The following is a 23,870-nucleotide window of genomic DNA, read 5'->3' as shown; positions in this document are numbered from 1 at the left end:
AAACTACACGAAAAGTTCTGGGAGATTTTTTCCCGGCAGGATCGACAGAAAGTCGAAGAGTTTCAGCGCTATATGGATAAGTTTGCTGTCAATTTCAATCTCTATAAAGACGGCAATTTCATCGAGCGTTCACTCCCCTTCGACGTCATTCCCCGCATCATCTCCAAGGAGGAGTTCGGCAAGATGCAGCGCGGCCTCGAGCAGCGCATCACGGCGCTGAACCTCTTCCTCGAAGACCTCTATACCGATGCGAAGATCGTGAAGGACGGTATCATCCCCGAAACCTTCATCCACCAGGCCAAAGGGTACCTCAAGGAGTTCGTCGGTTTCTCCCCGTCGCAGAAGATCCGGACGCACATCAACGGCATCGACCTCGTCAAAGATACCAAGAACGACGAATGGGTCATCCTTGAGGACAACCTGCGCGTTCCCAGCGGGGCGAGCTACCCCCTCTCCATCCGCGACACCTACCGCAAGATCTACCCGGAGTTCTTCGAAGAGCTCAAGATCGAACCGATCAAACAGTACTCCTCCTATCTGCGCAACGCGATGGACTACGTCAATACCGGCGGCATCAACGTCGTCCTGACCCCGGGGCGCTACAACTCCGCCTACTACGAACACAGCTACCTCGCCGGAGAGATAGGGGCCGAACTGGTCCGCGCCGCCGAACTGGTCGTGGAGAACAAGGTCCTCTACTTTAAAAACTACGACGGGCGGCGCATCCGCGTCGGGGCGGTCTACCGCCGCCTTGACGACGACTTTCTCGACCCCAAGTTTTTCAACCCCGAAAGCCTCATCGGGGTGCCCGGCATCATCGAAGCCTACCTCGCGGGCAACGTGGCGATCATGAATGCCGTCGGCAACGGGGTGGCGGACGACAAGGGGATCTACTACTTCGTACCGCAGATGATCAAATACTACCTGAACGAAGAGCCCATCATGCAGAACGCGCCGACTTACCTTCCCTATTTCGAAAAGGACAAAAAATACATCTTCGACAACATCGACAAGCTCGTTGTCAAGGATGTCGCGGAAGCCGGCGGATACGGCGTCATGTTCGGGCACGCCATGTCCAAGATCCAGCTCGATGACCTCAAGACGATCATCGAGGCCAACCCCCGCCGTTTTATCGCCCAGGAGCTCGTTGAGTTCTACGACGAAGAGTGTCTCATCAACGGGGAACTGAGTCCCCGCAAAGCGGACTTCCGCGCCTATGTCGTCATGGGCGAGAAGGTCAATGTCTGGGAGTGCGGGCTGACACGCTATGCGATGGAAGCGGGCAACTACCTCGTCAACTCGTCCCAGGGCGGCGGGTTCAAAGATACATGGGTCATGGAGCTCTAAGATGGATCAACTTCTGAGCACCAACGTCGCCACCAATCTCTACTGGTTCGGACGCCACCTCCAGCGCGTCGAAACAACCCTCGTTGACGTCATCGAGATCTTCGACTGCGTCATCGACACGGACAAGGACGCCGGCAGGCGCTATTTCGAGCACCTCGAGATCGAACTCGACTACGCCAACGCCTCCCAGTTCCTAGACAACGCCATCTTCGGGGACCACCCCTCCAACCTGGCGGAGATCATGCGTTTCGCCCGCGAAAACGCGATCATCTCCCGGGCCTATATCGATACGGACGCCTTCGGCGAGACGATCCACCTCGCCGAGCTTTTCGACCACGCCTCGAAAAGCGCCGTCTTCGTCGATTACCGCTTCGTCGACGACGCCCTCTCGCTGATCAACGAAATCTGGGGCAGCATGAACCGCGGCCTGATCCGCTGCAAAAGCGACCACTTCGTCCGCCTGGGCAAACTGACCGAAAAGGTCGACCTCCACCTCCGTCACGGCAAGGACGGGAAGGAGCCGGTCGAGTACCTCAACAACATTCTGCAGACGGCGCAAAAGATCGCGCCCGATGCGAAACTTGCCATTTCCAGAACCGACGAAGAGGCCAACCTCGACGCCATCAACGCCCTCATCGACGAGCTCGTCGTCTACTGAAAATGAACCCGGAAATTACGGAAATCTTCTCTTCCGAGCTCCCGGTGGGAGAGACGCTGCGCATCCAGCGCGCCCGTTTCGCACCGGAAACAGTGCGTCCGGATGCCAAGCGCATCAGCGTTGTCAGCGGGATACACGGCGACGAGCTCGAAGGGCAGCTCGTCATCTACCTCCTGGCCGCCTGGCTGCGCGAGCACCCCGAGGCGCTGCGCGGGACCGTCGACATCTACCCCGCCGTCAACTCCCTGGGAGTCGACACCATTATCCGCGGTTTCCCCCTTTACGAGATCGACCTCAACCGCGCTTTCCCGGGGGCGCGCAACGATTTCCTGCCCGCGCAGGTGGTGCATGCCCTGGCCGGGGACGTCGAAGGCAGCGACATCGCCATCGACATTCACTCTTCCAACATTTTCCTGCGCGAGATCCCGCAGATCCGGATCAACAAGGCGTTCTCGGAGACGACCCTTCCCCTGGCCAAACAGCTCAACTGCGACTTCATCTGGATCCACGACGCCGTCACGGTCCTCGAAGCGACCTTTTCGCATACGATGAACGAACGGGGGACGAAAACCCTTGTCGTCGAGATGGGGGTGGGCATGCGGTTGACGAAGGCCTACGGGCGGCAGCTGCTGCGGGGGATCCTGAACCTGATGCAACAAGAGGGGATCATCGAAACCCCGACGGAGTTCAAGGTCCGCGAGCCGTTCACCTCCGAGGTCGGGGAGGTGTTTTACATTAACGCCCCCGCCGCCGGTCTTTTTGTCCCCGCCCTTGACCACTGCGAAGTGATTGAAAAAGAACAGTGGATCGGCGACATCGTCGACCCCCTCAGCGGGGCGGTGCGCGAATCCCTCTATGCCCCCAACGGCGGCGTTTTGTTCACCCTGCGCGAATACCCTGTCGTCTACGAGGGGTCCCTGCTCGCACGGATTTTCGGAGAGCCCGATGAAAAAAATTGAGATCCTGAAACTCGAGTCCCTCAGCCGCGCGCCGATGGTCGTCGAGGGGTACCTCTTCGAAGGGAGCGACCCCGATGCCCCCAGCGTCGCCGTTATCGGCGCCATGGAGGGGGCGACGACCCTGCCGCTGTATAGCGCGTCGAAGCTGGTCGATTTCCTGCGCAACAAACTCGGAAGCGAAAAGATCCTGGGCAATATCCTCGTCATCCCCTCCGTCAACCACTACGCCCTCAACATCAACGAACGTTTCTGGCCCCTGGACAAGACCGACATCAACATGATGTTCCCGGGCTACAACGAGGGCGAAACGACGCAGCGCATCGCCCACCGCCTCTTCGAAGCGGTCCAGGACTACGACTACGGCATCATCCTGGAGACGCGGACCGACCTCGCCACCTGCCTGCCCTACGTCAAACTCTTCAAGACCGGATACGAAGATGTGAAAAGCGCCCGCTGGCTGGGGCTCAAGGTCATTCACCACCGCGAACCCGAATCGATCGAGACGGTGTCGCTGCAGTACAACTGGCAGCTCTGGGGGGCCAAGGCGTGTTCCGTAGTCTGCCCCCATGAACCCCTGATCGACCCCGAATCCGCCCGGGTCATCATGGATAGCCTCATCAACTTCCTCAGCCACAGCGGCATCATCCGCTACGAGGCATTCAACGGCTACAACTCGACCGTCGTGACCCGCGAACGCATCGAGGTCATCAAAAGCCCCCGCAGCGGAATCTTTATCCCGACGCAGACACCCGGGACGACGGTCTCCAAGGATGAGACGATCGGCAAGATCGTCCACTCACTCGAAGGGGAGGTCATCCACCGTTTCCTCGCCCCCTGCGACGGCATGATCACCTGTATCTATATGCACTCGCTGATCTTCGAGAATGCCGTCGCCTACCGCATCGCGAAGATCCATTAGGCCGGTTGCGGCGGCGCTACTTCGACGATTGCGACTGTGACTGTATCTGGGTGGGTGCCGTCTCTTCATCTTCCTCAGTGGCACGCCGGACGTCCACGCGGACGCTGAGCCGGCTCTGCCCGCTCCCCCGCACCACCCCTTTGAGCGGCGAGATATCGTCGTAGTCCCGTCCGTGCCCCATGACGATGTGCTGCTCCAGGGGAATGATGTTGTTCGTCGGGTCGAGGTCGAGCCAGCCGCTCCCGGGGACGTAGAGCGATACCCAGGCGTGCGACGCGTCCGCGCCGAAGAGCTTCTCCGTGCCTTCGGGCGGGATGGTCTCGATGTAGCCGCTCACGTAGCGCGCCGGCAACCCGATGGAGCGCAGCGCGGAGAGGGCCAGGTGCGCGAAATCCTGGCAGACCCCCTTTTTCTCTTCGAAGATCGTCGTCACGGGGGTCGTCAGGTCGCTGAACGCGGGATTGAACTCGAAGTCTTCGAAGATGCGACCCATCAGCTCTTCGCCCGCCTCGAAAAGGCTGCGATCCGGATGGAAAGACTCCAGGGCGTAGTCGCGCAGCGGCGCGATATCGACGGGCACAAGTTCCGACGCGAAAAGGAACTGCTTGGCGGCGATGTCACGCGTATTGAAGCCCGAAAGGCGCTGCAGCGCTTTTTCATAGGAGACGGCCCCTTTTCGAAGCCGTTCGATCGCCCGGTGCACCTCTTGGATTTTGCGCCGCACCCGTGAATGTCCCGTCACCGTCAGGGAGGTGTGCGGTTCTCGCAGCAGAAGATGGTGGTTCGTATTGCCAAACATGTCGACGAAGGCATGGATCTCCGACGCGTACGGCTCCGCGTCGAGCCGGAAGGAGAGCAGCTCCTGCTCCCGCCCCTCTTTGGGCTTCAGCCGCGCGATGTTGTGGCTGAAGGTGACCAGACTCTGATAATGGAAGACCGTTTCGTGGAAAATATCGTAAATCATGCTCACTCGTCGTAATGGGAAAAATAGGTTTTCGAAAACTCGTCCGAAGCCTTCATAAAGAGCTCGGAAAGCTCCGAGAGCAGTGCATCGAGCTCCTTGTAAATGCCGTCGGACTCCTCATAGGTCAGCAGTGCCTGCGCCGTCGCAAGCTTCAGGCGCGAATAGGCCTGGAATATCGGGGCTTCGTACTCGGTAAGGTGGGTACGGGACTTTGGAAGGTCTTTGAGGTCCGAGAGCAGTTTCTGGGTCTGGTAGGTCAGCGATTTCGGGTACTGCGGATTGAGCAGCAGGAACTCGATGACGTTCTCGAGCTGCAGGGCACTACGGTAGTGGGCGCGGTAGGCGTTGAAGCTTTCGCAGGTGTTGAGCAGCGCTTCGAGCAGTTCGTACTCCTCGGCCTTCTCCTGGCGCGGGCAGAGCAGAGAGCGCGCCTTGGAGATCAGCAGCTGGACGCTCTCGATCCGGTAGCCGATGTCGTACAGTACCAGCCCCTGCTCGCGGAACATGCTCTCTTCGACGAGCTCCTTGTACGCCAGCAGGTTTACATGCAGCTTGTCCATCTCGTTGACGATGGTGCGGTTCATGCGGGTATTGGCGCTGCAGAAGCTCTGCCACTCCCACTGGAGTTTGTCGAAGAGTTTCCACGCTTCGATGCCCAGCAGGTTCTTGATGCTGACGTTCGAACCCGAAAGCATCGCCAGGGTAAAGGAGAGCGACCCGGACCGGTTCTGCTCTTTGAGGACGGAGACGATCTCTTTCATCGGGTTCTCCAGGAGCTTGTCGGCCTTTTTCTTGTCCAGGAATCCCGGATAGGTCATCGTCATGTGGGTAATGGCGCGCAGCAGCTGGTGCTGCGACTCCCCGGCGGTGTTCGACTCGTCGCGGTAGACGTTGATAAGGCGCTTGACCGTGTAGCGGATGAGGCGCGTCGTGATAATGGCACGCGAGAGGTAACGCCCCAGCCAGAAGAGGTTCTCTGCCCTGCGGGTCGGGATCTGGTCGATGGAGGCGTCGATGCACGGCAGCTGTTTGAAGGGGTTGCTCGGCGCGCGCTCCTCATCTTCGCCGACGATCCAGAGGTCCTTGCTGGTGCCCCCTTTTTGCGAGGAGATCAAGAAGGCGTCTTTTTGCGAGGCGACGCGCACGAGCCCGCCGTTCATCACCCAGTATTGGCTGCCGCGCTTGAAGGCATAGGAGCGGATAACGGCGTTGCGCGGTTCGACGGACTCCCCGGTAAAATAGGGTACGGTGGAGAAGCCGATCTCCTCCTGTGCCACGTAGAGGTGCGGCGCCGCCTTCAGCTGCGCCCTCAGCGCATCGAGCTCCGCTGCGTCCATCTTCCGTCCGAAATAGACCTTGGCGCTCTCCGTGCGGTCGATGTGCTTGACAATAAGCCCTTCGAGGTTTTCGAGAACGTATTCGAGTTCGCCGGGCTGCCCGCACCACCAGGTGGCGATCTGCGGCAGGATCAGCTCTTCGTCGAGGAAGAACTTCGCAATGTTCTTCATAAAGGGGTTGAAGCCGAGGTTCTCGAGGATACCGCTGCCGATGGGGTTGATCATCGCCAGGTTCTCCCGGCGCGCCGCGTCGACCAGGCCCGCCACGCCCAGGTGCGAATCGTTTTTCAGCTCCAGCGGATCGCAGTAGCGGTCGTCCACGCGGCGCAGCAGGGTGTTGATCCTTGTGAGGCCGCTCAGGTTTTTCAGCCACAGCGCCCCGTCCTTGGCCAGCATATCCTCGCCCTGCACCAGGCTGATCTCCAGCAGGGAGCTGAGATAGGCGTGCTCGAAATAGGTTTCGTTGTGCGGCCCCGGCGTCAGCAGGGCCGCCTTGGAGCGGTCCCCCCCGCTGAGACGGTCGATCATCGATTTCATCTCTTCGATGAAGCCCGCGAGCCGGCGGGTATGCACCCCCGGATAGAGCGATTTGGCGATGATGTTCATGCTCAGGCGGTTCTCGACGGCGTAACCGAGGCCCGACGGGGCCTGGATCCGGTCATTGACGATCCAGAACTTGCCATCGGGTCCCCGCGCCATGTCCGTTGCGTAGAAGAAGAGTTCGAAATCCATTTTGTGCCCGAAACCAAACATCTCCGCCGCGTACCCTTTGTGGGCGTAGACGACTTCGGCGGGCAGGATCCCCTGCCGCAGCAGAAGCTGGTCGCCGTAAAGGTCGCGCAGCATCAGGTCGAAAAGCTTCGCGCGCTGACGCAGCCCCTTGACGACGCCGTCCCACTCCGTCTGGGTGACGACGAAGGGGATGGGATCGAGCGTCCAGCGCCGTTTGGTGATTCCGTCGGGGGCGTCGTAGACGTTGTAGGTGACGCCGTTCTCTTCGAGGCTCCAGTCCAGCTCGGCCTGTTTGGCTTTCAGCCCCTCGATGCCGGTCGCCTCGATCTGGTCGTAGATCGCTTGCCAATGCGGGCGGCACTGCCGCTGCGCATCGACCATCTCGTCAAAGGAGCTTTCGGAAAAATAGCGGTCGAAAATCCCCATTTACACCCGTGTCCATTTCCGTCTAAGGTCCAGCGTATGGGGATACTCGGCGCTGCGCGGCAGCTCCTGGAAGACAAAGACCTTGTCGCCGGCGTGCTTCTCGGCCACTTTGCGCGTCACTTCCCGCTCCCCTGCCGGCAGCGCCTGTTCGACCACATGGGTCGGCACCTCATCGACACTGCCCTGGGTATGATTGAAGCCCCAGAAACGGTTGATACGGCGCGACTCCGCCTCGTAGCTGTTGACGGGGAAGGTGTCGTAGCTGCGGCCGCCCGGGTGGGAGACGTAGTAGGTCATCCCGCCGATGGAGCGCTGGTTCCAGCGATCGACGACATCGAACGTGAGCGGGGTGTCGACCCCGATCGTCGGGTGCAGCGCCGACCACGGCTCCCACGCTTTGTACTTGACCCCGGCGACGAACTCGCCCTCGACGCCCGTCGGGTTCAACGGCACCGCGACCCCGTTACAGGTGAGTACATAGCGCTCCGGCACGAAGTTGTTGATCTTCACCTGGACCCGTTCCAGCGACGAATCGACATAGCGCGATGTCCCCTGCGATCCGCTCTCTTCTCCCAGGACGTTCCACGGTTCGATGGCCGCGCGCAGTTCGAGATGGACATTCTCCACCGTCGCCATGCCGTAAAGCGGGAAGCGGAACTCGAAGAAGGGATCGAACCAGTCCAGCTCGAAGGGATACCCCTCGGAATTGAGGAAGCGGACGATATCCGCGATATCCTCCTTGACGTAGTGTTCCAGCAGGAACTTGTCGTGCAGCTGGGTCCCCCACCGCACCAGCTTGTGGCGGTAGGGCTTTCGCCAGAAGAGCGAGACCAGGGTACGCACCAGCAGCATCTGCATCAGGGCCATCTGCGAATGCGGCGGCATGTCGAAACCGCGCAGTTCCAGGATCCCCAACCGCCCGGTGCTTGAATCGGGCGAGTAGAGCTTGTCGATACAGAACTCGGAACGGTGGGTATTGCCGGTGATATCGGTGAGCATATGGCGAAAGAGCCTGTCGGTGAGCCAGTAGGGCACCTCTCCGTTTTCGGGGATCTGCGCAAAGGCGATCTCCAGTTCGTAGAGGTTCTCCGCGCGCCCTTCGTCGACGCGCGGCGCCTGGGAGGTCGGGCCGATGAAAGCACCGGAGAAGAGGTAACTCAGGGAGGGGTGGTGCTGCCAGAAGGTGATAAGGCTTCGCAGCAGTTCCGGGCGGCGCAGCAGCGGGCTGTCGTGCGGCGTCATCGCCCCGATCGTGACGTGGTTCCCCCCGCCCGTACCCGTATGCTTGCCGTCGACCATGAACTTCTCCGTCCCCAGGCGGGACTGGCGCGCGTCTTCATAAAGACCCAGCATTGTTTCGGTCAGTTCGCTCCAGTTCTTCGCCGGATGGATGTTGACCTCGATGACACCCGGGTCCGGGGTCACTTTGATGCGCTCGATGCGGTTATCATGGGCCGGTTCGTACCCCTCGAGGACGACTTTGACATTGAGCTTCGCCGCGACCGCCTCGATGGAGGCCATGAGGTCCAGGAAAGCCTCGGTGTGGTTGAGCGGCGGCAGGAAAATATAGAGTTTGCCGTCGCGCACTTCTGTACTGATCGCCGTCCGCACGAAGGCGTCGTAACGGTTCGCCTCCGTCGTTTCCGGGGTCGCCGCTTCGCAGCGTGCCCGCGCATCGTCAAGGTAATCCCCCAGTGCCGGGGACTCTGCAAAAAGGTCGGGTTCGAAGTTCTGCGCCAGCTCCACATGGGGTTTGGCCATCAGCGACTCCAGCGGCATCCGCAGGCCCAGCGGCGAGTTCCCCGCACTGAGAAAGAGTTTCCCGCGGCGGAACTCCCATGCCGAGGTGATCCAGCGGGTCTGGCCGTAGCCCAGCGGCAGCACATAGCCGACCGGGTTGGCCAACCCCTGCTGCAGCAGCTGCGCCAGGGTACGGCGCTCGAGCGGGTCATCCAGGTCGAACTTCGCCGGATCGACGTCGATGGGAAGCTCGGCCTCTTTGACGACGTAGTAGACGGGGTCTTCATAGGCTTCGACAATGTTCTTGTCGCTCACGCCCAGCGTCAGCGACAGCAGCTCCATAAAACGCTGCGCATCTTCGGTCGTATAGCTGTAGGTCGCGTTCATGTCGGCAAAAAGGTTCGGGTTGCGCCAGATCGGCTTGCCGTCCTTGCGCCAGATGACCGATTTCTGCCAGCGCGGCAGCGGTTCGCCCGGGTACCATTTCCCCTGGGCGTAGTGCAGCATCCCGCCTTTGCCGAAGGTCCCCAGCAGCCGGTGCGCAAGGACGTCTGCGCGTTCGCGCTTGTGTTCGCCGTCGGCTTCGGTGTTCCACTGCTCGGACTCCATGTCGTCGATGGAGACGAAAGTAGGCTCGCCCCCCATCGAGAGACGCACGTCGTTGGCTTCGAGCTCCCTGTCGACCTCGAACCCGAGGTTGTAGATCGCCTCCCACTGTTCGTCGCGGTAGGGCTTGGTGACGCGGGGCGATTCGAAGATCCGCGTGACGGTATTGGAGTAATCGAACTCCGTCTCGCATTTGTCCGTCGCCCCGTCGATGGCATGGGCGCTGTCGTAATGGGGCGTACACGCCAGCGGGATATGCCCCTCCCCGGCAAAAAGGCCGCTGGTAGCGTCGAGGCCGATCCACCCCGCCCCCGGGACGTAGACCTCCGTCCAGGCATGCAGGTCCGTAAAGTCCGCTTCCGGGCCGCTCGGGCCGTCGAGGGATTTGACGTCGGCGGTGAGCTGGACGAGGTAGCCGGAGACGAAACGCGCCGCGAGTCCCAAGTGGCGCAGTACCTGCACGAAGAGCCAGGCGTAATCGCGGCAGCTGCCGAGTTTGTTGCCCAGGGTCACTTCGCAGGTCTGCACGCCCGGATCGAGCCGGATCGTATAGTCGAGGTACTTGTGGATCTCCGTGTTGAGGTAGACGAGGAAGTCGTTTATATTGCGTTTCGTCTTCAGGTCGAGCGACTCCATGAACGTCTTGAGCTTTTTGCCTTTGTCCGTAATCTCCAGGTAGGGCAGCAGCTCCTTTTTCAGCGCCGGCTTGTACTTGAACGGGAAGTCCTGCGCGTACTCGTCGACGAAGAAATCGAAAGGGTTGATGGTGATCAGGTCGGCGATGATCTCGACGTCGATGCTCATCTCCTTCGTCTTTTCCGGGAAAACGATACGGGCGAGGTAGTTGCCGAAGGGGTCCTGCTGCCAGTTGATAAAGTGGTTCTCCGGCTTGATCTTGAGCGAGTACGCCTCGATCGGCGTCCGGCTGTGCGGCGCGGGGCGCAAACGAATGGTATGCGGCGAAAGCGACACGTAACGGTCATACTGGTAAGCGGTTTTGTGGGAGATTACGACTTTGAGCGCCATGGTTTTCCTTGTGCGTCCTCAGAATATTGCTGCATTATATACTTTTCTCGATTCAACTTCGGGAAAACCGCGCCTATTTTTCACCCACCCCCACGGGTTTTCACACCCCGGACCCGCCGCTGTTTCCGGCGCGCTTACCACTGCCCCGGCAGAGGGGCTTTGTATGAATGTTACAATGCGGTATCACACGGACGAAGGAAGATCATGACAAGGCGGACAATACGGGGGCTCTTCTGGCTCCTTCTGCTCTTTTCCATCCAAAACTGCGCCAAGGAGAATACAATGACCGACATCTACGCTTTTAACGTTAAAACCATTGACGGCAGCGAGGCGACGCTCGCACCCTACCGCGGCAAGGTGATGCTGATCGTCAACGTCGCGAGCCGCTGCGGCTTTACCCCGCAGTACGAAGGGCTCGAAGCGCTCTATGAAAAATACAAATCCCGGGGCCTGGTCGTCCTCGGCTTCCCCTGCAACCAGTTCGGTTCCCAGGAACCGGGAACGGAACAGGAGATCATGACCTTCTGCCGGAGCAATTTCGGGGTCACCTTCCCGATGTTCGGCAAGATCGACGTCAACGGCGAGAACGCCCACCCCCTCTACGGCCACCTTAAAAAGGCCAGGCCGGGCGTGCTGGGCAGCGAGGCGATCAAGTGGAACTTCACCAAGTTCCTCGTCGACCGCAGCGGCAACGTCGTCGAACGGTTTGCCCCCTCGACCGAGCCGAAAGCACTGGAAAGTGCCATTGAAAAACTGTTGGATGCGCCATAACGTTCTGACAAAAAAAATAGGGAATAAGGTATCGTAGGTTTGGTGGTGGGTCCTCAGGGACTCGAACCCTGGACCACCCCGTTATGAGCGGGGGGCTCTAACCAACTGAGCTAAAGACCCACATCCTCTACAGGAAGGAGCGAATTATACTTTCGCGCCCTTTAGACGAAGCTTTTTTTGCCCCGGCGGTGGTAGAGTTCGGTGAACCGGAACGCCATCAAGTTTTCAAGCATCCCGAAGAGGATCATGAAATTGACGAAACTGCTGCCGCCGTAGCTGAACATCGGCAGCGGGACGCCGACAACGGGGGCGAGCCCGATGGTCATCGCGATATTGACGCTCATGTAGACGAAGATGAGCAAAGAGACCGACGCACTGACGACCTTGATGTAGGGGTCGTGGGTGTAGAGGCTGATGCCGAGCAGGTGGATGATGATCAGGGCATAGAGCCCGATCAGCAGCACTGCTCCCATAAACCCGAAACGCTCCACGACGTAGGCGAAAATGAAGTCGCTCGACGCGATGGGGAGGAACTTCATCTGCGTCTGCGTCGCCTCCTCCTTGGCCTTGCCGACGACCCCGCCCGAACCGATGGCGATGATGGACTGCTGGACGTGATAGCTCGGTTTCTCGCTCATAAAGTCCGTGATCCGCTTCTTCTGGTAGTCGTGCAGCTGGGTATAGATCAGCGGCATCGAGACGATAAAACCGACCGCCAGCGTCAGCCAGATCTTCCAGCGCACCCCGACGAGAAAGAGTACCCCCACCCCCAGCAGCAGCAAGACGGTGGCCGTCCCCAGGTCCGGCTCCTTGGCGATGAGAAAGAAAGGGAGCAGGATGTAAAAGGAGAGTTTCAAAAAAGCGGCCCAGCCGTAGCCGCCGTAGGGAGGCGGATTGCGCGAAACGAGGTAGGCCAGCATTAGGATAAACGCCGGTTTCATCAGCTCGGAGGGCTGCATGGTGAAGTGGACGAAGGGGAGTTCGATCCAGCGCTTCGCACCCAGGCGCGCATGGCCGAAAAACTCGACGGCGAGCAGCAGGCCGATGTTGAACCAGTAGAAGATCGGGATCATCCAGCTGAGCCGCCGCACGGGCAGAAAGAAGAAAAAGGTGAAGACGACCGCCCCGACGCCGACATAGACGAGGTGTTTGTGCGCCAGGAGGGGGTGGATCTCGCCGATCAGCCACCCCGACACCAGGACGAGGGGCACGATCAGCGCCGGGATGACAAAATCGAAGTGTGCTAAAATGCGTCTATCTATTCTGCGCAAGGCACGTCCTCTCAAGCGTTAAGCGTTCAGCGTCAAACGTGTAGAAAATAGAGCGGTAGAGGTCTTTCTCCCGCTTTTAGCCACAGCGCTTAATGCCCAGTGCCAAAATTATAACAAAGGTTCCCATGCAGCCAACTGTCCTGACTTTCGAAGCCGCCGGGGGCGAACGCCTCGACACCTTTCTGGGGCAGGCGATGGGCGAACCCCGCAACCAGATCGCCCACCTCATCAAGAACGGCCATGTCGCCGTCGAGGCCAAAGCGGCGGCTAAGCCGGGGGTGAAACTCAAGTCCGGCGAAAAGGTCACGGTTACGCTGCCCCAGATGGAGCCCGAAGAAGCGCAGCCCATCGATTTCGACGTGCCCATTCTCTATGAGGATGACGACCTGCTCATCATCGACAAGCCCAGCGGCCTCACCGTCCACCCGGCCCCCAGCGTCAAGGAGCCGACCCTCGTCGACTGGCTCAAACACCACGACATCCGCCTCTCGACGCTCAGCGGCGAGGAGCGCCACGGCATCGTCCACCGCCTCGACAAAGGCACCAGCGGCGTCATGATCGTCGCCAAAACGAACGAGGCCCACGACGCCCTCTCCAAACAGCTCCAGGACAAAAGCATGGGGCGCTACTACCTTGCCGTCGTCACTCCGCCGCTCAAAGAGGATCTCACCCTGGTGGACAAGCCGATCGGGCGCAGCCCCCACAACCGCCTCAAGATGGCCGTCGTCCCCCACGGCAAGAGCGCGCAGACCCTCTTTAAAAAGCTGCTGCTCTCCAAGGACGAAAAAGAGGAACTGATCGCCTGTAAACTCTTTACGGGGCGCACCCACCAGATCCGCGTCCACCTGGAAAGTTTCAGCCGCCATATCCTCGGCGACCATTTATACGGCATTAAGAGCAATCCCGATAAAATCCAACGTATTCTGCTGCACGCCTATACGCTCTACTTCACCCATCCGCGGACGGGGGAGGCGATGCGTTTTGCGGCCCCGCTTCCCGCGGCGCTCACAGAGAGGCTGCAGTCGCATTTCCCTACGGAGACACTGGATGATGAGACGCTCGACCCTGATCGTATCGGCACTCTTTTCGACACTGACGCTGCTGATTAGCGGCTGTGTCGGAGGACCTGCCCCCGCCGAACCTGTCGCAATCGACAACACCCTGCCCCAGGTCAGCATCAACGGCTACCTTAGCGACACCGCCGCCATCGCATTTGAGTGGAAACCGGTCAAGGACCCGCGGGTCAAAGGCGTAAACATCTACCGCGACACCCCGGGCGGTGAGGATGACAAGCTCTACCGCATCGCCGTGATCGACGACACCCTCCGTACCCACTACGTCGACGCCGGCCTGCAGCCCGCGACGACCTACCGCTACCGCTTCACGACCGTCGACGCCAAGGGGCGCGAATCCATGCCCGACAACACCGTCGCCGCCAAAACGCTGAGCCTCCCCGAGCCGGTCAGCTACTTCACGGCGACCAAAGAGCTGGCCCGCAGCGCCAAACTCCTCTGGCGTCCCCACCCGGACCTGCGCGTCGAGGGGTATGAGATCGAACGCCTCGATCCGGGCGAGAAATCCTTCCACTGGATCGCCCGCATCGACGGCCGCCTCCATGCCGAGCACATCGACCACGATCTTGACGACGACAGCGTCTACCGGTACCGCATCCTCGCCCGCACTTTCAGCGGCGAGAAGAGCCTCCCCTCCGCCGTCGTGACCGTCGCGACCAAACCGCTCCCGCTGCCGCCGTCGCAGCTCTCCGCCGGCCGAGGTGCAATCCACCGGGTCGCCCTGCAGTGGCAGCCCTCCCCCGACAAAGGGATCGTCTACTACAAGGTCTACCGTGCCGACCGCGAAGACGGCTACTACAGCTACCGCGCCAAAGTCGACCGCACCGCTTTCACGGACAAGGTCGACGAAAACGGTGTGCGCTACTTCTACAAAGTCGCGGCGGTTGACAAGGATGAGTTGGAGAGCCTGCCGAGCGAACCCGCCGAAGGCACGACGATGGCCGCGCCCGCCATCCCCGAACTGACTGCCCTCGCGCTGCGCAACAAGGCCGTCGTGGTACGATGGAAAGCCAAAGACAGCCGCGCCGTCGCCTTCGAACTCCTCAAGACGACCCGCAGCGGGTGGTTTGACAGCAAAGAGAACGTTATCCGCGACATCAAAACCGAAAGCTTCACCGATGTGAACGTTTCGCCGGGACTGGAGTACAGCTACAAGGTGATCGCTGTCGATGCCAACGGCCTCAAGTCTGAACCCTCCGCGTCCAAGACCATCGTCCTGGAGGGCCAGTAACCCGATGCCCCACCTGCATATCGCTTCGTTCAAGGCTCCGGCCTTCCCCGCGGCTGCGGACGGCGTCACTTTTCACTATATGGCGGAAAACACCCTCCACGACGATGAAAAACTGATCGCCGCCTCCATCGGCGAAAAGGAGTTCTTCCTGCTGCTCAAGCGGCTGCCGGACAAGACCCTGCTCAAAGCGGACAAGATCTCCCGCCCGTCGGCCACGCACTATGTCAAGCGCGCCCTTCAGGCCTATGCGGGGCTCGTCGGTCTGGAGGTCCTCGCCTCGAACGTCGACAGCGGCGAAGCGAACATGCACCTGGGCAACGACAGCGCGCTGTGGTCCATCCACGATTTCGAGCGCAACTTTCCCACCGACCGTGAGATCCGCATCGAAGTGGGCTTCGGTTCCGGTCGCCACCTGCTGCACCAGGCCAAAGCGAACCCGGAGGTCCTCTTTATCGGGATCGAGATTCACAAGCCCTCCATCGAGCAGGTGCTCAAACAGATCAACATCCAGCAGCTTGACAATATCCTGCTGCTCGATTACGATGCCCGCCTCTTTTTGGAACTCGTCCCCTCCAACCTTGCCGGGCGGATCTACGTCCACTTTCCCGTCCCCTGGGACAAGAAACCCCACCGCCGCGTCATCGGCGAAGCTTTCATTGCCGAAAGCATCCGGGTGCTGAAGCCCGAGGGGAAACTGGAGCTGCGTACCGACAGCGACAACTACTTTGCCTACAGTTTCGAGACCTTTATGGCCCTGAACCAGAACCATATCGAGATCTACAAGAACCGCGCCCTGGAGGTCAGTAGCAAATACGAGGATCGCTGGCGCCGGATGGAAAAGAACATCTACGACGTGCTGATGCACAACGAAGAGCTTTCCGGACCGCTCGAGGCGATCGCCCCCTTCGCTTTCAACGCCATCGCACCCGACCCGGAACGCCTCGAAGCCCTCAACGGCTCCACGCTGCGTTTCGACGAGGGGTTCGTGCACTTCGAGCGCCTCTACCGCACCGACGATGGCCGCGCCATGTTCCGCCTCTCCATGGGCCCCTACGCCCGTCCCGAACATCTCTACCTGATCCTCGGCGATGCGCCGCGCTACCTCCCGACACCGCCGGTGCGTTCCCGGACGAACGCCCGTGCGCATCAGCTCCTGATCGAGGCCCTGCATGGATAAGATCATCATCGCCGACAACCTCTCCCTGGGCTACGGCAAGCATGAAACGATCATCTCCAAGGCGACCTTCGCCATCGACTCCGGCAGCTTCGTTTTTATCACCGGGGCCAGCGGGAGCGGCAAATCCACCCTGCTCAAGTCCTTCTTCGGTGCCCTCCCCATGCTCTCCGGCTCCCTCACCGTCGGCGGGGTCGACATGGACAATATCAATACGAAGAAACTCAACTTCCTGCGCCGCCACGTCGGGATTGTCTTCCAGGATTACAAGCTGGTCAAAGAGTGGACTATAGAGAAGAATGTCATGCTCCCGCTGCTCATCAACGGCTACGCCCGCGACATCAGCGAGATGCAGGTGGAGAAGCTCCTCGGCCACGTCAAACTCACCCACCAGCGGGGCAAGTACCCCATGGAGCTGAGCGGGGGCGAGCAGCAGCGCGTCGCGATGGCCCGCGCCCTTGCCCACAATCCCATCCTCATCCTCGCGGATGAGCCGACGGGGAACCTTGACGAGTACTCCTCTAAGGTGATCTGGAACCTTCTGGAAGGGGCCAATACCCAGCTCGAAGCGACCGTCGTCGTCGTCACCCACCACATCCCCGAGACGCTGGGGGTCAAATACAAGCACTACCATATCGAGCACGGAGACGTCTATGAAGTCTCTTAAAAGCCACTTTTCGCTGATCACGGCGCTCTTCTCCATCCTCATCACCCTGCAGCTCTTTTTGAGCCTGGAGCGGGTCATCGGGGCATACGAACAGCGCCTGGGGGACAACTACGGCATCGTCGTCGTCAGCGACAGCAACCTCTCCCTCGCCTTTTTCCAGGGCATCGACGACGCTATCAGCGCCGTCGAGCCCCTCTCGCCCAGCCGGGTACTGCAGCAGCTCCAGCAGCAGACCGGCGACTCCCAGATCAACCTGATGACGCTGAACCTTCCGCATTTCTACCGGCTGCGGATGGCCAACTTCATCACCCCGGACGAGGCGCGGGAACTGGGGAAGAGGCTGTTGCGCGACCGCGCCATCAGCCGCGTCGAGACCTTTGCACAGCAGCATGACACCGTCTACCGGCTGCTGCAGCTTTTCAAAAACGTCGTCAGTGTCCTGGCGGCCGTCGTCTTCCTCGTCACCTCGCTGCTCATCATCAAAGAGATGCGCCTGTGGCAGTTCCAGCACCGCGAACGGATGAACATCATGGCCCTCTTCGGCGCCCCGGTCTGGCTGCGGTCGGCCGTCCTCTTCCGCCTGGCCATCGTCGATGCCGTGATCGCCTCGCTGCTGGCGACAACCGTCTTTGTCCTCGTCGACCACTACGGCTGGATGGCACAGCTCCTCTCCCTCGTGCAGCTGCAGCCGACGCTCTTCCAGCCGCTGCATGACGTGCCGCTGCTCACCGGCGTGGCCATCTCCCTCTCCATCCTGCTCGCTTCCATGATCGTCATGGGGCACAAAGAAGAGGTATGATCCGGTCCGCCCTTCTGCTTTTGGTGCTGCTCACCGCCACTGTGACGGCCAAAAGCATCGACGACAAAATCGACGAGACCTCCAAAAGTCTCAGCTCTTTTGACCGCAACTACGCCTCGGTCAATGCCAAGATGGCCAAGACCGCCAAGGCGATCCTGAAAAAAAAGCGGACTGTTCTGACCCAGCAAAAGAAGATCGAATCCCTCGAGTCGGCGCTGCAGGGCAAGGCTACCATCCTTTCCGGCGCCAAGGATGAACTGGTCACGCTCGCCGAAACGCAGGAGACCCTCGAAGCCAACCGCAAAAAGCTGCGCGACGACCTCGCCGACCTTATGGCGCGTATCGTCTCCCTCACCATGATCCAGGAGGACAGCAACACCCTTTCCCCCGACGCGGTCATCGGCGAAGCGGTCTTTAGCGCACTGAACGAGCAAACCAAAGAACAGATCAAGAAACTCGGGAACGACTTCCGCGCAAACGAAGCGGCCCTGAAGCAGCTGACGGCAAAAACGGCACGGCTTAAAACGGACATCGCTTCGATCGAACAGGAGAAACGCGACCTTCAAAAAGCCAAAAAGACGAACGAAAAGGCCCTGGGCGACCTGCAGACGAAGAAGAGCCGCTATAAAAAAGAGATCAAAAAGATTCTGGCGCAGAAGTCCGCCCTGAAAAAGACCCTGGCCCAACTGCACATTATCCAGGAGAGCGAATCACAAAAAGCGGCCGCGCGTCAGGAGGAGAAGCGCAATGAAGCGCTGCTGGCTTCCAAAGAGGTTCCAGATGTGCGTTCGGTCGGCAGCAGCTACCACAAGGCGCGGACCCGCCGCTACCGCGGTTCAAAGACGATCGCACCGCTCGATGCGTACACGGTCCTGAAGCGCTACGGCACCTACACCGATCCGATCTACAAGATCAAGATCTTCAACGAGTCGGTCTCCCTGCAGCCAAAAAGCTCCAACGCCAAAGTCAAGGCCATCTTCAACGGCAAGGTCATTCTTGCCCTGGAGACGCCGATGTTGGAGAACGTCGTCATTATCGAGCACTCCGGCGGACTGCATACCATCTATGCCCACCTCGACCAGATCGCCCCGACGGTCCAGAAAGGCAAGCGTCTTAAAAAAGGGAGCGTCATCGGCCGCGTGAACGATGAGCTGATGTTCGAAGTGACCCAGAAAAACTACCACATCGATCCGCTGCAGGTCATCCGCTAAGCCCCCTTGTAGGCCTTTTCGAAGATATCTGATAGGGTCTGCATTGTCTCGAAGAGCGCCGCTTTCGTCTCAAAATGGAGCAATTTGCGCTGGGCCGGGACCTCTCCCGGAGGGTCGAAGTCAAAGACGAGGACGTACTCCGCGATCTTCACCTCGTCCTTCTTCAAATCCGCCCACTCAAGGGAGACCTGGGCCTCGGCCCCACCCCCCTCGACGATCGCCGCCGGGTAGAGGCGGGTGATTTTGGAAAGGTCAAGCTGCAATCCCTGCGCTTCGTATAGCATCGTGTCAGCCACGTTCATCCTTGTTCAGTGATTTTTCCATGTCGCCCCGGTGCATCCGCCGAAAGGCCAGCAGCCCGAAGGCGATGCCTATGGCGATAAAGAGCATGCCCCAGCCGTCGTTGCGTTCCCACGCCATCGCGATCCAGCACAGATCTGCCACCAGGTAGGCCCACACCGCTTCGAAGATTTTCCCGCGGTAGGTCAAAAAGGCGCCGACGTTAAGTAAAAGACCGCCGATAATGGCAAAACTTGGCATCCGGAGCTCCAAACTTTTTCAAAAGTATAGCAGGTCCCCCACACCAACCCGGCTGCCCTTTACCTCGCCGTCATCTAAACTGCGCTAAAATCGCGGCATCATAATTATCCTTCAAGGACATCTATCCATGAAAAAAGAAGTCAAAAAAGTCGTTTTGGCCTACTCCGGCGGTCTGGACACCAGCGTCATCCTCAAGTGGCTGCAGGATGAGTACCAGTGCGAAGTCGTCACCTTTACCGCCGATATCGGCCAGGGCGAAGAGGTCGAACCGGCACGCCAGAAAGCGCTTGATCTGGGGATCAAGCCCGAAAACATCTTTATCGACGATCTGCGCGAAGAGTTCGTCCGCGACTACGTCTTCCCGATGTTCCGTGCCAACGCTATCTATGAGGGCGAGTACCTGCTGGGCACCTCCATCGCCCGCCCGCTGATCGCCAAGCGCCAGGCGGAGATCGCCAAGATCACCGGCGCCGACGGCGTCAGCCACGGCGCAACCGGCAAAGGGAACGACCAGGTCCGCTTCGAACTGGGCTACCTCGGCCAGAACAGCAGCCTCACCATCATCGCCCCGTGGCGTGAATGGGACCTCAACTCCCGCGAAAAGCTGCTCGCCTACGCTGAAAAACACGGCATCAAGATCGAGAAAAGCGGTAAAAAATCCCCCTACTCCATGGACGCTAACCTGCTGCACATCTCCTACGAAGGGGGCATCCTCGAAGATCCCGCCGCGGAACCGGAAGCCGACATGTGGCGCTGGACCGTCTCCCCTGAAGAGGCGCCGAACGAGCCCGAGTACATCGAGATCGGTTACAAAAACGGCGACCCGATCACGCTCAACGGCGAAGCCCTCTCCCCGGCGACGATGCTCGAGACCTTGAACAAGCTGGCGGGCAAACACGGTATCGGCCGCGCCGACATCGTCGAGAACCGCTACGTCGGGATGAAAAGCCGCGGCTGTTACGAAACGCCGGGCGGTACGATCATGCTCAAAGCGCACCGCGCCATCGAGTCCATCACCCTCGACCGCGAAGAGGCGCACCTCAAAGACGAGCTGATGCCGCGCTACGCGAAGCTGATCTACAACGGTTACTGGTTCGCGCCGGAGCGTGAGATGCTCCAGGCTGCCATCGACAAGACCCAGGAGAACGTCGAAGGGACTGTCCGCCTCAAGCTTTACAAAGGCAACGTCATCGTCGTCGGACGCAGCTCCGAACAGTCACTGTTCAACCCGGAGTACTGTACCTTCGAAGAGGACGCGGTCTACGACCAGAAAGACGCCAACGGCTTTATCAAGCTCAACGCCCTGCGCTTCATCATCGCGGGCAAAGCGCGCAAACAGTAAGGAAAAACGATGGCCGGCGGAATTACGAAGATCGATATCAACTCTGACGAATTCCAGAGCGAGCTCGAGCGGACGATCCGCTTCACCGACAAAGTCGTCGAGCAGTTCGGCTGGTCTTACAACCCCGATGCGGAGATCAACGACGGCATCCAGCTGGGGCTGACGCGTAACAAGCTGATGCACGGCAAGCGCTACTGCCCCTGCTTCTTCGTCACCGGCGACAAAGAGCAGGACCGCATCTGCCCCTGCAAACCGGCCATCGAGAAAGAGATTCCCGAAGACGGGGTCTGCCACTGCCAGATCTTCTGCACCCCCGAATATGCTGCCCAGCACCGTAGCGAGGAAGAGATCGAAGAGGTCGTCCATCAGCACTCCCGAGGGCTCAGCGCCGAAGAGTGTGCGCTGCTGCTTCAAAAAGAGCAGTTCGACGGCGACGAGCTCGCCGCCCTGCTCGAAGGGAGAACGCTCGGCATGGTCGATTTCAAACTGATCGACGTGCGTGAGCACATGGAGTGGCAGATGGGGCATATCAAGGGCGCCGACCGCCTTATTCCTACCAGCAGCTTCTTTGACACCCTGGAGAGCGCAAAGCTCTCCAAAAAAGAGAAGCTGATCGTCTACTGCCATGTCGGCAGCCGAAGTGCACACTGCCAACGTATCCTGAGCGACATGGGATTTGAAGACGTCGGCAACCTGACCTACGGGATCGTCGCCTACGGCGGCGAGCTCGAACGCTGAAACACAAGGAGAAGAGATGAGAGTACTGTTGATCAAAGATGTCAAAAGCCTCGGCAAAGCCGGCGAGGTCAAAGAGGTCAAAGACGGCTACGGCAAGAACTTCCTGATCGGCAAGGGGTTTGCCAGACATGCGACCGACGAGGTGATCGCGGAATGGGAGGAAGCAAAACGCCAGGCCGCCGCGAACGAGGCCCAGGAGATCGCCGACCTCACCGCCATGAAAGCGAAGCTCGAAGCCCTCGAAGTCACGATCGCCAAAAAACTGGGCGATACCGGCCACCTCTTCGGCGCCGTCACCAAAGATGACATCGCTAAAGCACTCGAAGATGCGCACGGCATCACCATCGACAAAAAGCACATTGAAGCCAAAAAGGCGATCAAAATGACCGGGAAGCACGAGGTCGACCTCAAACTCGGCCACGGCATCCATGCGCTGCTGCACCTCGACATCGTAGGTGCATAATGTTCGACGCAACGACGATCCTCGCGTACAAGGGTGAGGGCAAGGCGGTCATCGGCGGGGACGGGCAGGTCACCTTCGGGCACACCGTCTTAAAGAACAACGCCACCAAGATCCGCAAACTGCACAACGGCCAGGTCCTCGCCGGATTCGCCGGCTCCACGGCGGACGCTTTCAACCTCTTCGACATGTTCGAGGAGTTCCTCTCCGCACGCAAGGGGGACATGGTCAAGGCCATCATCGACTTCTCCAAAGCGTGGCGGAAAGACAAGGTCCTTCGGCGTCTGGAAGCGATGATGATCGTCCTCAACACAGAGCACATCTTCATCCTGACCGGCAACGGCGACGTCGTCGAGCCCGAGGATGGCCAAATCGCCTCCATCGGCAGCGGCGGAAACTACGCCATCGCCAGCGCCCGTGCCCTGAAAAAGCATGCGGACATGACACCCGAGTCCCTCGTCGAGGAGAGCCTGCATATCGCGGCGGACCTCTGCATCTACACCAACCACGAGATCAAAATTCTTACCCTGGAGGCCTCGGAAGCATGAACATGACCCCCAATGAGATCGTCTCCTACCTCGATGCCTACATTATCGGCCAGCAGGCCGCGAAAAAGAGCATCGCCCTGGCCCTGCGCACCCGTTACCGCCGTATGCAGCTTGATGGCGAGATGCAGCAGGAGATCATGCCCAAGAACATCCTGATGATCGGTTCAACCGGGGTCGGAAAGACGGAGATCTCCCGCCGACTGGCCAAGATGATGGGCGTCCCCTTCATCAAGGTCGAAGCGAGCAAATTCACGGAGGTCGGGTTCGTCGGCCGCGACGTCGAATCGATGGTCCGCGACCTTGTCATGACCTCCATCGCCCTCGTCAAAGAGGAGCAGAAAGCGGCGAACGAAGAGGAGATCAAAGCGTATGTCCTCGACAAGATCGTCGACAAACTGCTGCCGCCGCTGCCGCCCCTCTCCTCGGAGACCAAGAAAGCCGAATATGCCTCCTCCCGCGAACGGATGCGGCAGAGGGTCATTGACGGCGAGATGAACGACAAAACCATCGAGATCGAGCTCCCCAAGGGCAATATCGAGTTCAACGACAGCGGCATGCCGCCGGAAATGGCGAAGATGCAGGAATCCTTCGCCAAAATGTTCAGTTCGATCAACAAAAAAGAGAACAAAAAGGAGATGAAAGTCTCCGATGCGATCCGTATCCTTGACAGTGAAGCGACCGAAGCGCTTCTGGACATGGACGCCATCCGAAGCGAGGCCGTACGCCGCGCGGAAGACGGCGGCATCGTCTTCCTCGACGAAATCGACAAAATCGCCGTCAGCGCCAAGAGTCAGGGTCGCAACGACCCCAGCAAAGAGGGGGTACAGCGCGACCTGCTGCCTATCGTTGAAGGGAGCAGCGTCGGCACCAAGTACGGGCCGGTCAAAACCGACCACATCCTTTTCATCGCCGCCGGGGCCTTTCACCTGACCAAGCCGAGCGACCTTATCCCCGAGCTTCAGGGGCGTTTTCCGCTTCGCGTCGAGCTGCAGTCCCTTGACGAAGAGGCGCTCTACGCCATCCTCACCCAGCCGAAGAACTCGCTGATAAAACAGTACAAGGCGCTGCTCGCCGTCGAAGAAGTCACCCTTGAATTTGATGACGACGCCATCCGTGCCATCGCCGCCCTCGCGCAGCAGGCCAATGAAAAGACCGAAGACATCGGCGCCAGACGTCTGCACACCATCTTGGAAAAGGTGCTCGAAGAGATCAGTTTTGACGCCGAATCCTACGCCGGGAAGATCTATACCGTCAGCAAAACGATCGTCCATGACAAACTGGACATCGTCATCGAGGATGAAGACCTCTCCCGTTATATCCTCTAAGGAGCC

Annotated in this window: 22 protein-coding genes and 1 tRNA gene; 16 read left to right on the top strand and 7 right to left on the bottom strand. The window is 59.7% G+C overall.

The annotated features are described in order from the left end of the window. Window positions 1-72 precede the first annotated feature (72 nt). Genes WCX72_RS03365 through WCX72_RS03350 form a run of 4 tightly spaced genes read left to right on the top strand, consistent with a single transcriptional unit; the run spans window position 73 to window position 3,883 of the window. Entirely contained in the window at window positions 73-1,347 is a 1,275-nt protein-coding gene (locus WCX72_RS03365) for a circularly permuted type 2 ATP-grasp protein (RefSeq protein WP_345970893.1), read from the top strand. 1 nt (window position 1,348) lies between these two features. After that, a complete protein-coding gene (locus WCX72_RS03360) occupies window positions 1,349-2,005 on the top strand; it encodes an alpha-E domain-containing protein (protein ID WP_231020435.1) in 657 nt (218 codons plus the stop codon). Between the two features lie 2 nt (window positions 2,006-2,007). Then, window positions 2,008-2,964 carry a M14 family metallopeptidase gene (locus WCX72_RS03355; RefSeq protein WP_231020434.1) on the top strand — a complete coding sequence of 319 codons (957 nt, stop codon included), beginning with the start codon at window positions 2,008-2,010 and terminating at the stop codon, window positions 2,962-2,964. Further along, complete coding sequence (locus WCX72_RS03350) at window positions 2,951-3,883, top strand: M14 family metallopeptidase (protein ID WP_231020433.1); 933 nt, start codon at window positions 2,951-2,953, stop codon at window positions 3,881-3,883. Before WCX72_RS03355 ends, WCX72_RS03350 begins: the two co-directional genes overlap by 14 nt. A 16-nt stretch (window positions 3,884-3,899) precedes the next feature. On the opposite strand, the gene WCX72_RS03345 is transcribed toward WCX72_RS03350, so the two are convergent. From WCX72_RS03345 to WCX72_RS03335, 3 genes are read right to left on the bottom strand one after another with little or no spacing between them, the layout of a single operon-like run. Then, a complete protein-coding gene (locus WCX72_RS03345) occupies window positions 3,900-4,847 on the bottom strand; it encodes a transglutaminase family protein (RefSeq protein ID WP_345970892.1) in 948 nt (315 codons plus the stop codon). A gap of 2 nt (window positions 4,848-4,849) precedes the next feature. Further along, entirely contained in the window at window positions 4,850-7,342 is a 2,493-nt protein-coding gene (locus tag WCX72_RS03340; RefSeq protein WP_345970891.1) for a circularly permuted type 2 ATP-grasp protein, read from the bottom strand. Then, window positions 7,343-10,714: a transglutaminase family protein gene (locus WCX72_RS03335; RefSeq protein ID WP_345970890.1), complete on the bottom strand. Its 3,372-nt coding sequence runs from the start codon at window positions 10,712-10,714 to the stop codon at window positions 7,343-7,345. Between the two features lie 282 nt (window positions 10,715-10,996). Here WCX72_RS03335 and WCX72_RS03330 point away from each other — a divergent pair, with 282 nt between their 5' ends. Then, window positions 10,997-11,485, top strand: a complete 489-nt coding sequence (locus WCX72_RS03330) for a glutathione peroxidase (protein ID WP_345971511.1) — start codon at window positions 10,997-10,999, stop codon at window positions 11,483-11,485. A gap of 43 nt (window positions 11,486-11,528) precedes the next feature. Here the strand turns inward: WCX72_RS03330 and WCX72_RS03325 are convergent. Beyond that, window positions 11,529-11,605 (bottom strand) — tRNA-Ile (locus tag WCX72_RS03325). Window positions 11,606-11,646: 41 nt separating this feature from the next. Then, the gene (locus WCX72_RS03320) at window positions 11,647-12,756 is read right to left on the bottom strand and encodes an FtsW/RodA/SpoVE family cell cycle protein (RefSeq protein WP_345970889.1); all 1,110 of its coding nucleotides are present in this window, start codon (window positions 12,754-12,756) and stop codon (window positions 11,647-11,649) included. Between the two features lie 125 nt (window positions 12,757-12,881). On the opposite strand from WCX72_RS03320, the gene WCX72_RS03315 reads away from it, so the two are divergent. The 6 genes from WCX72_RS03315 to WCX72_RS03290 are packed head-to-tail and all read left to right on the top strand — an operon-like array spanning window position 12,882 to window position 18,911. Next, window positions 12,882-13,865, top strand: coding sequence for an RluA family pseudouridine synthase (locus WCX72_RS03315; protein ID WP_345970888.1), 984 nt, complete (start codon window positions 12,882-12,884; stop codon window positions 13,863-13,865). Then, the gene (locus WCX72_RS03310; protein WP_345970887.1) at window positions 13,804-15,060 is read left to right on the top strand and encodes a hypothetical protein; all 1,257 of its coding nucleotides are present in this window, start codon (window positions 13,804-13,806) and stop codon (window positions 15,058-15,060) included. Before WCX72_RS03315 ends, WCX72_RS03310 begins: the two co-directional genes overlap by 62 nt. A gap of 4 nt (window positions 15,061-15,064) precedes the next feature. Further along, complete coding sequence (gene trmB / locus WCX72_RS03305; protein ID WP_345970885.1) at window positions 15,065-16,237, top strand: tRNA (guanosine(46)-N7)-methyltransferase TrmB; 1,173 nt, start codon at window positions 15,065-15,067, stop codon at window positions 16,235-16,237. Beyond that, window positions 16,230-16,901, top strand: a complete 672-nt coding sequence (locus WCX72_RS03300; protein WP_345970884.1) for an ABC transporter ATP-binding protein — start codon at window positions 16,230-16,232, stop codon at window positions 16,899-16,901. The genes trmB and WCX72_RS03300 overlap by 8 nt, the downstream gene beginning before the upstream one ends. Beyond that, window positions 16,888-17,700 (top strand): cell division protein FtsX, encoded by an 813-nt coding sequence (locus WCX72_RS03295; RefSeq protein WP_345970883.1) that lies wholly within the window; start codon window positions 16,888-16,890, stop codon window positions 17,698-17,700. The genes WCX72_RS03300 and WCX72_RS03295 overlap by 14 nt, the downstream gene beginning before the upstream one ends. Continuing rightward, window positions 17,697-18,911, top strand: a complete 1,215-nt coding sequence (locus tag WCX72_RS03290; RefSeq protein ID WP_345970882.1) for a peptidoglycan DD-metalloendopeptidase family protein — start codon at window positions 17,697-17,699, stop codon at window positions 18,909-18,911. Before WCX72_RS03295 ends, WCX72_RS03290 begins: the two co-directional genes overlap by 4 nt. On the opposite strand, the gene WCX72_RS03285 is transcribed toward WCX72_RS03290, so the two are convergent. Both WCX72_RS03285 and WCX72_RS03280 read right to left on the bottom strand, forming a co-directional pair. Further along, a complete protein-coding gene (locus WCX72_RS03285) occupies window positions 18,908-19,207 on the bottom strand; it encodes a hypothetical protein (RefSeq protein WP_231020421.1) in 300 nt (99 codons plus the stop codon). The two genes, WCX72_RS03290 and WCX72_RS03285, sit on opposite strands and share 4 nt — an antisense overlap. Then, window positions 19,200-19,451, bottom strand: a complete 252-nt coding sequence (locus WCX72_RS03280; RefSeq protein ID WP_231020420.1) for a hypothetical protein — start codon at window positions 19,449-19,451, stop codon at window positions 19,200-19,202. Before WCX72_RS03280 ends, WCX72_RS03285 begins: the two co-directional genes overlap by 8 nt. A 127-nt stretch (window positions 19,452-19,578) precedes the next feature. Between WCX72_RS03280 and WCX72_RS03275 the strand changes: the two genes are divergently transcribed. The 5 genes from WCX72_RS03275 to hslU are packed head-to-tail and all read left to right on the top strand — an operon-like array spanning window position 19,579 to window position 23,864. Next, on the top strand, window positions 19,579-20,793 hold the full coding sequence (locus WCX72_RS03275; protein ID WP_345970880.1) for an argininosuccinate synthase: 1,215 nt from the start codon (window positions 19,579-19,581) through the stop codon (window positions 20,791-20,793). Window positions 20,794-20,802: 9 nt separating this feature from the next. Continuing rightward, a complete protein-coding gene (locus tag WCX72_RS03270) occupies window positions 20,803-21,531 on the top strand; it encodes a ferredoxin-thioredoxin reductase catalytic domain-containing protein (protein ID WP_345970879.1) in 729 nt (242 codons plus the stop codon). A gap of 16 nt (window positions 21,532-21,547) precedes the next feature. Further along, a complete protein-coding gene (gene rplI, locus WCX72_RS03265; protein WP_345970878.1) occupies window positions 21,548-21,994 on the top strand; it encodes a 50S ribosomal protein L9 in 447 nt (148 codons plus the stop codon). Continuing rightward, the gene (gene hslV / locus WCX72_RS03260) at window positions 21,994-22,539 is read left to right on the top strand and encodes an ATP-dependent protease subunit HslV (RefSeq protein ID WP_345970876.1); all 546 of its coding nucleotides are present in this window, start codon (window positions 21,994-21,996) and stop codon (window positions 22,537-22,539) included. The genes rplI and hslV overlap by 1 nt, the downstream gene beginning before the upstream one ends. Next, the gene (gene hslU / locus WCX72_RS03255) at window positions 22,536-23,864 is read left to right on the top strand and encodes an ATP-dependent protease ATPase subunit HslU (protein WP_345970874.1); all 1,329 of its coding nucleotides are present in this window, start codon (window positions 22,536-22,538) and stop codon (window positions 23,862-23,864) included. Before hslV ends, hslU begins: the two co-directional genes overlap by 4 nt. Window positions 23,865-23,870 lie beyond the last annotated feature (6 nt).

The sequence above is a fragment of the Thiomicrolovo immobilis genome, assembly GCF_039645955.1.
In the GTDB taxonomy this organism is placed as follows: domain Bacteria; phylum Campylobacterota; class Campylobacteria; order Campylobacterales; family Sulfurimonadaceae; genus Thiomicrolovo; species Thiomicrolovo diazotrophicus.
This window is presented reverse-complemented; position numbering and strand designations above follow the sequence as displayed.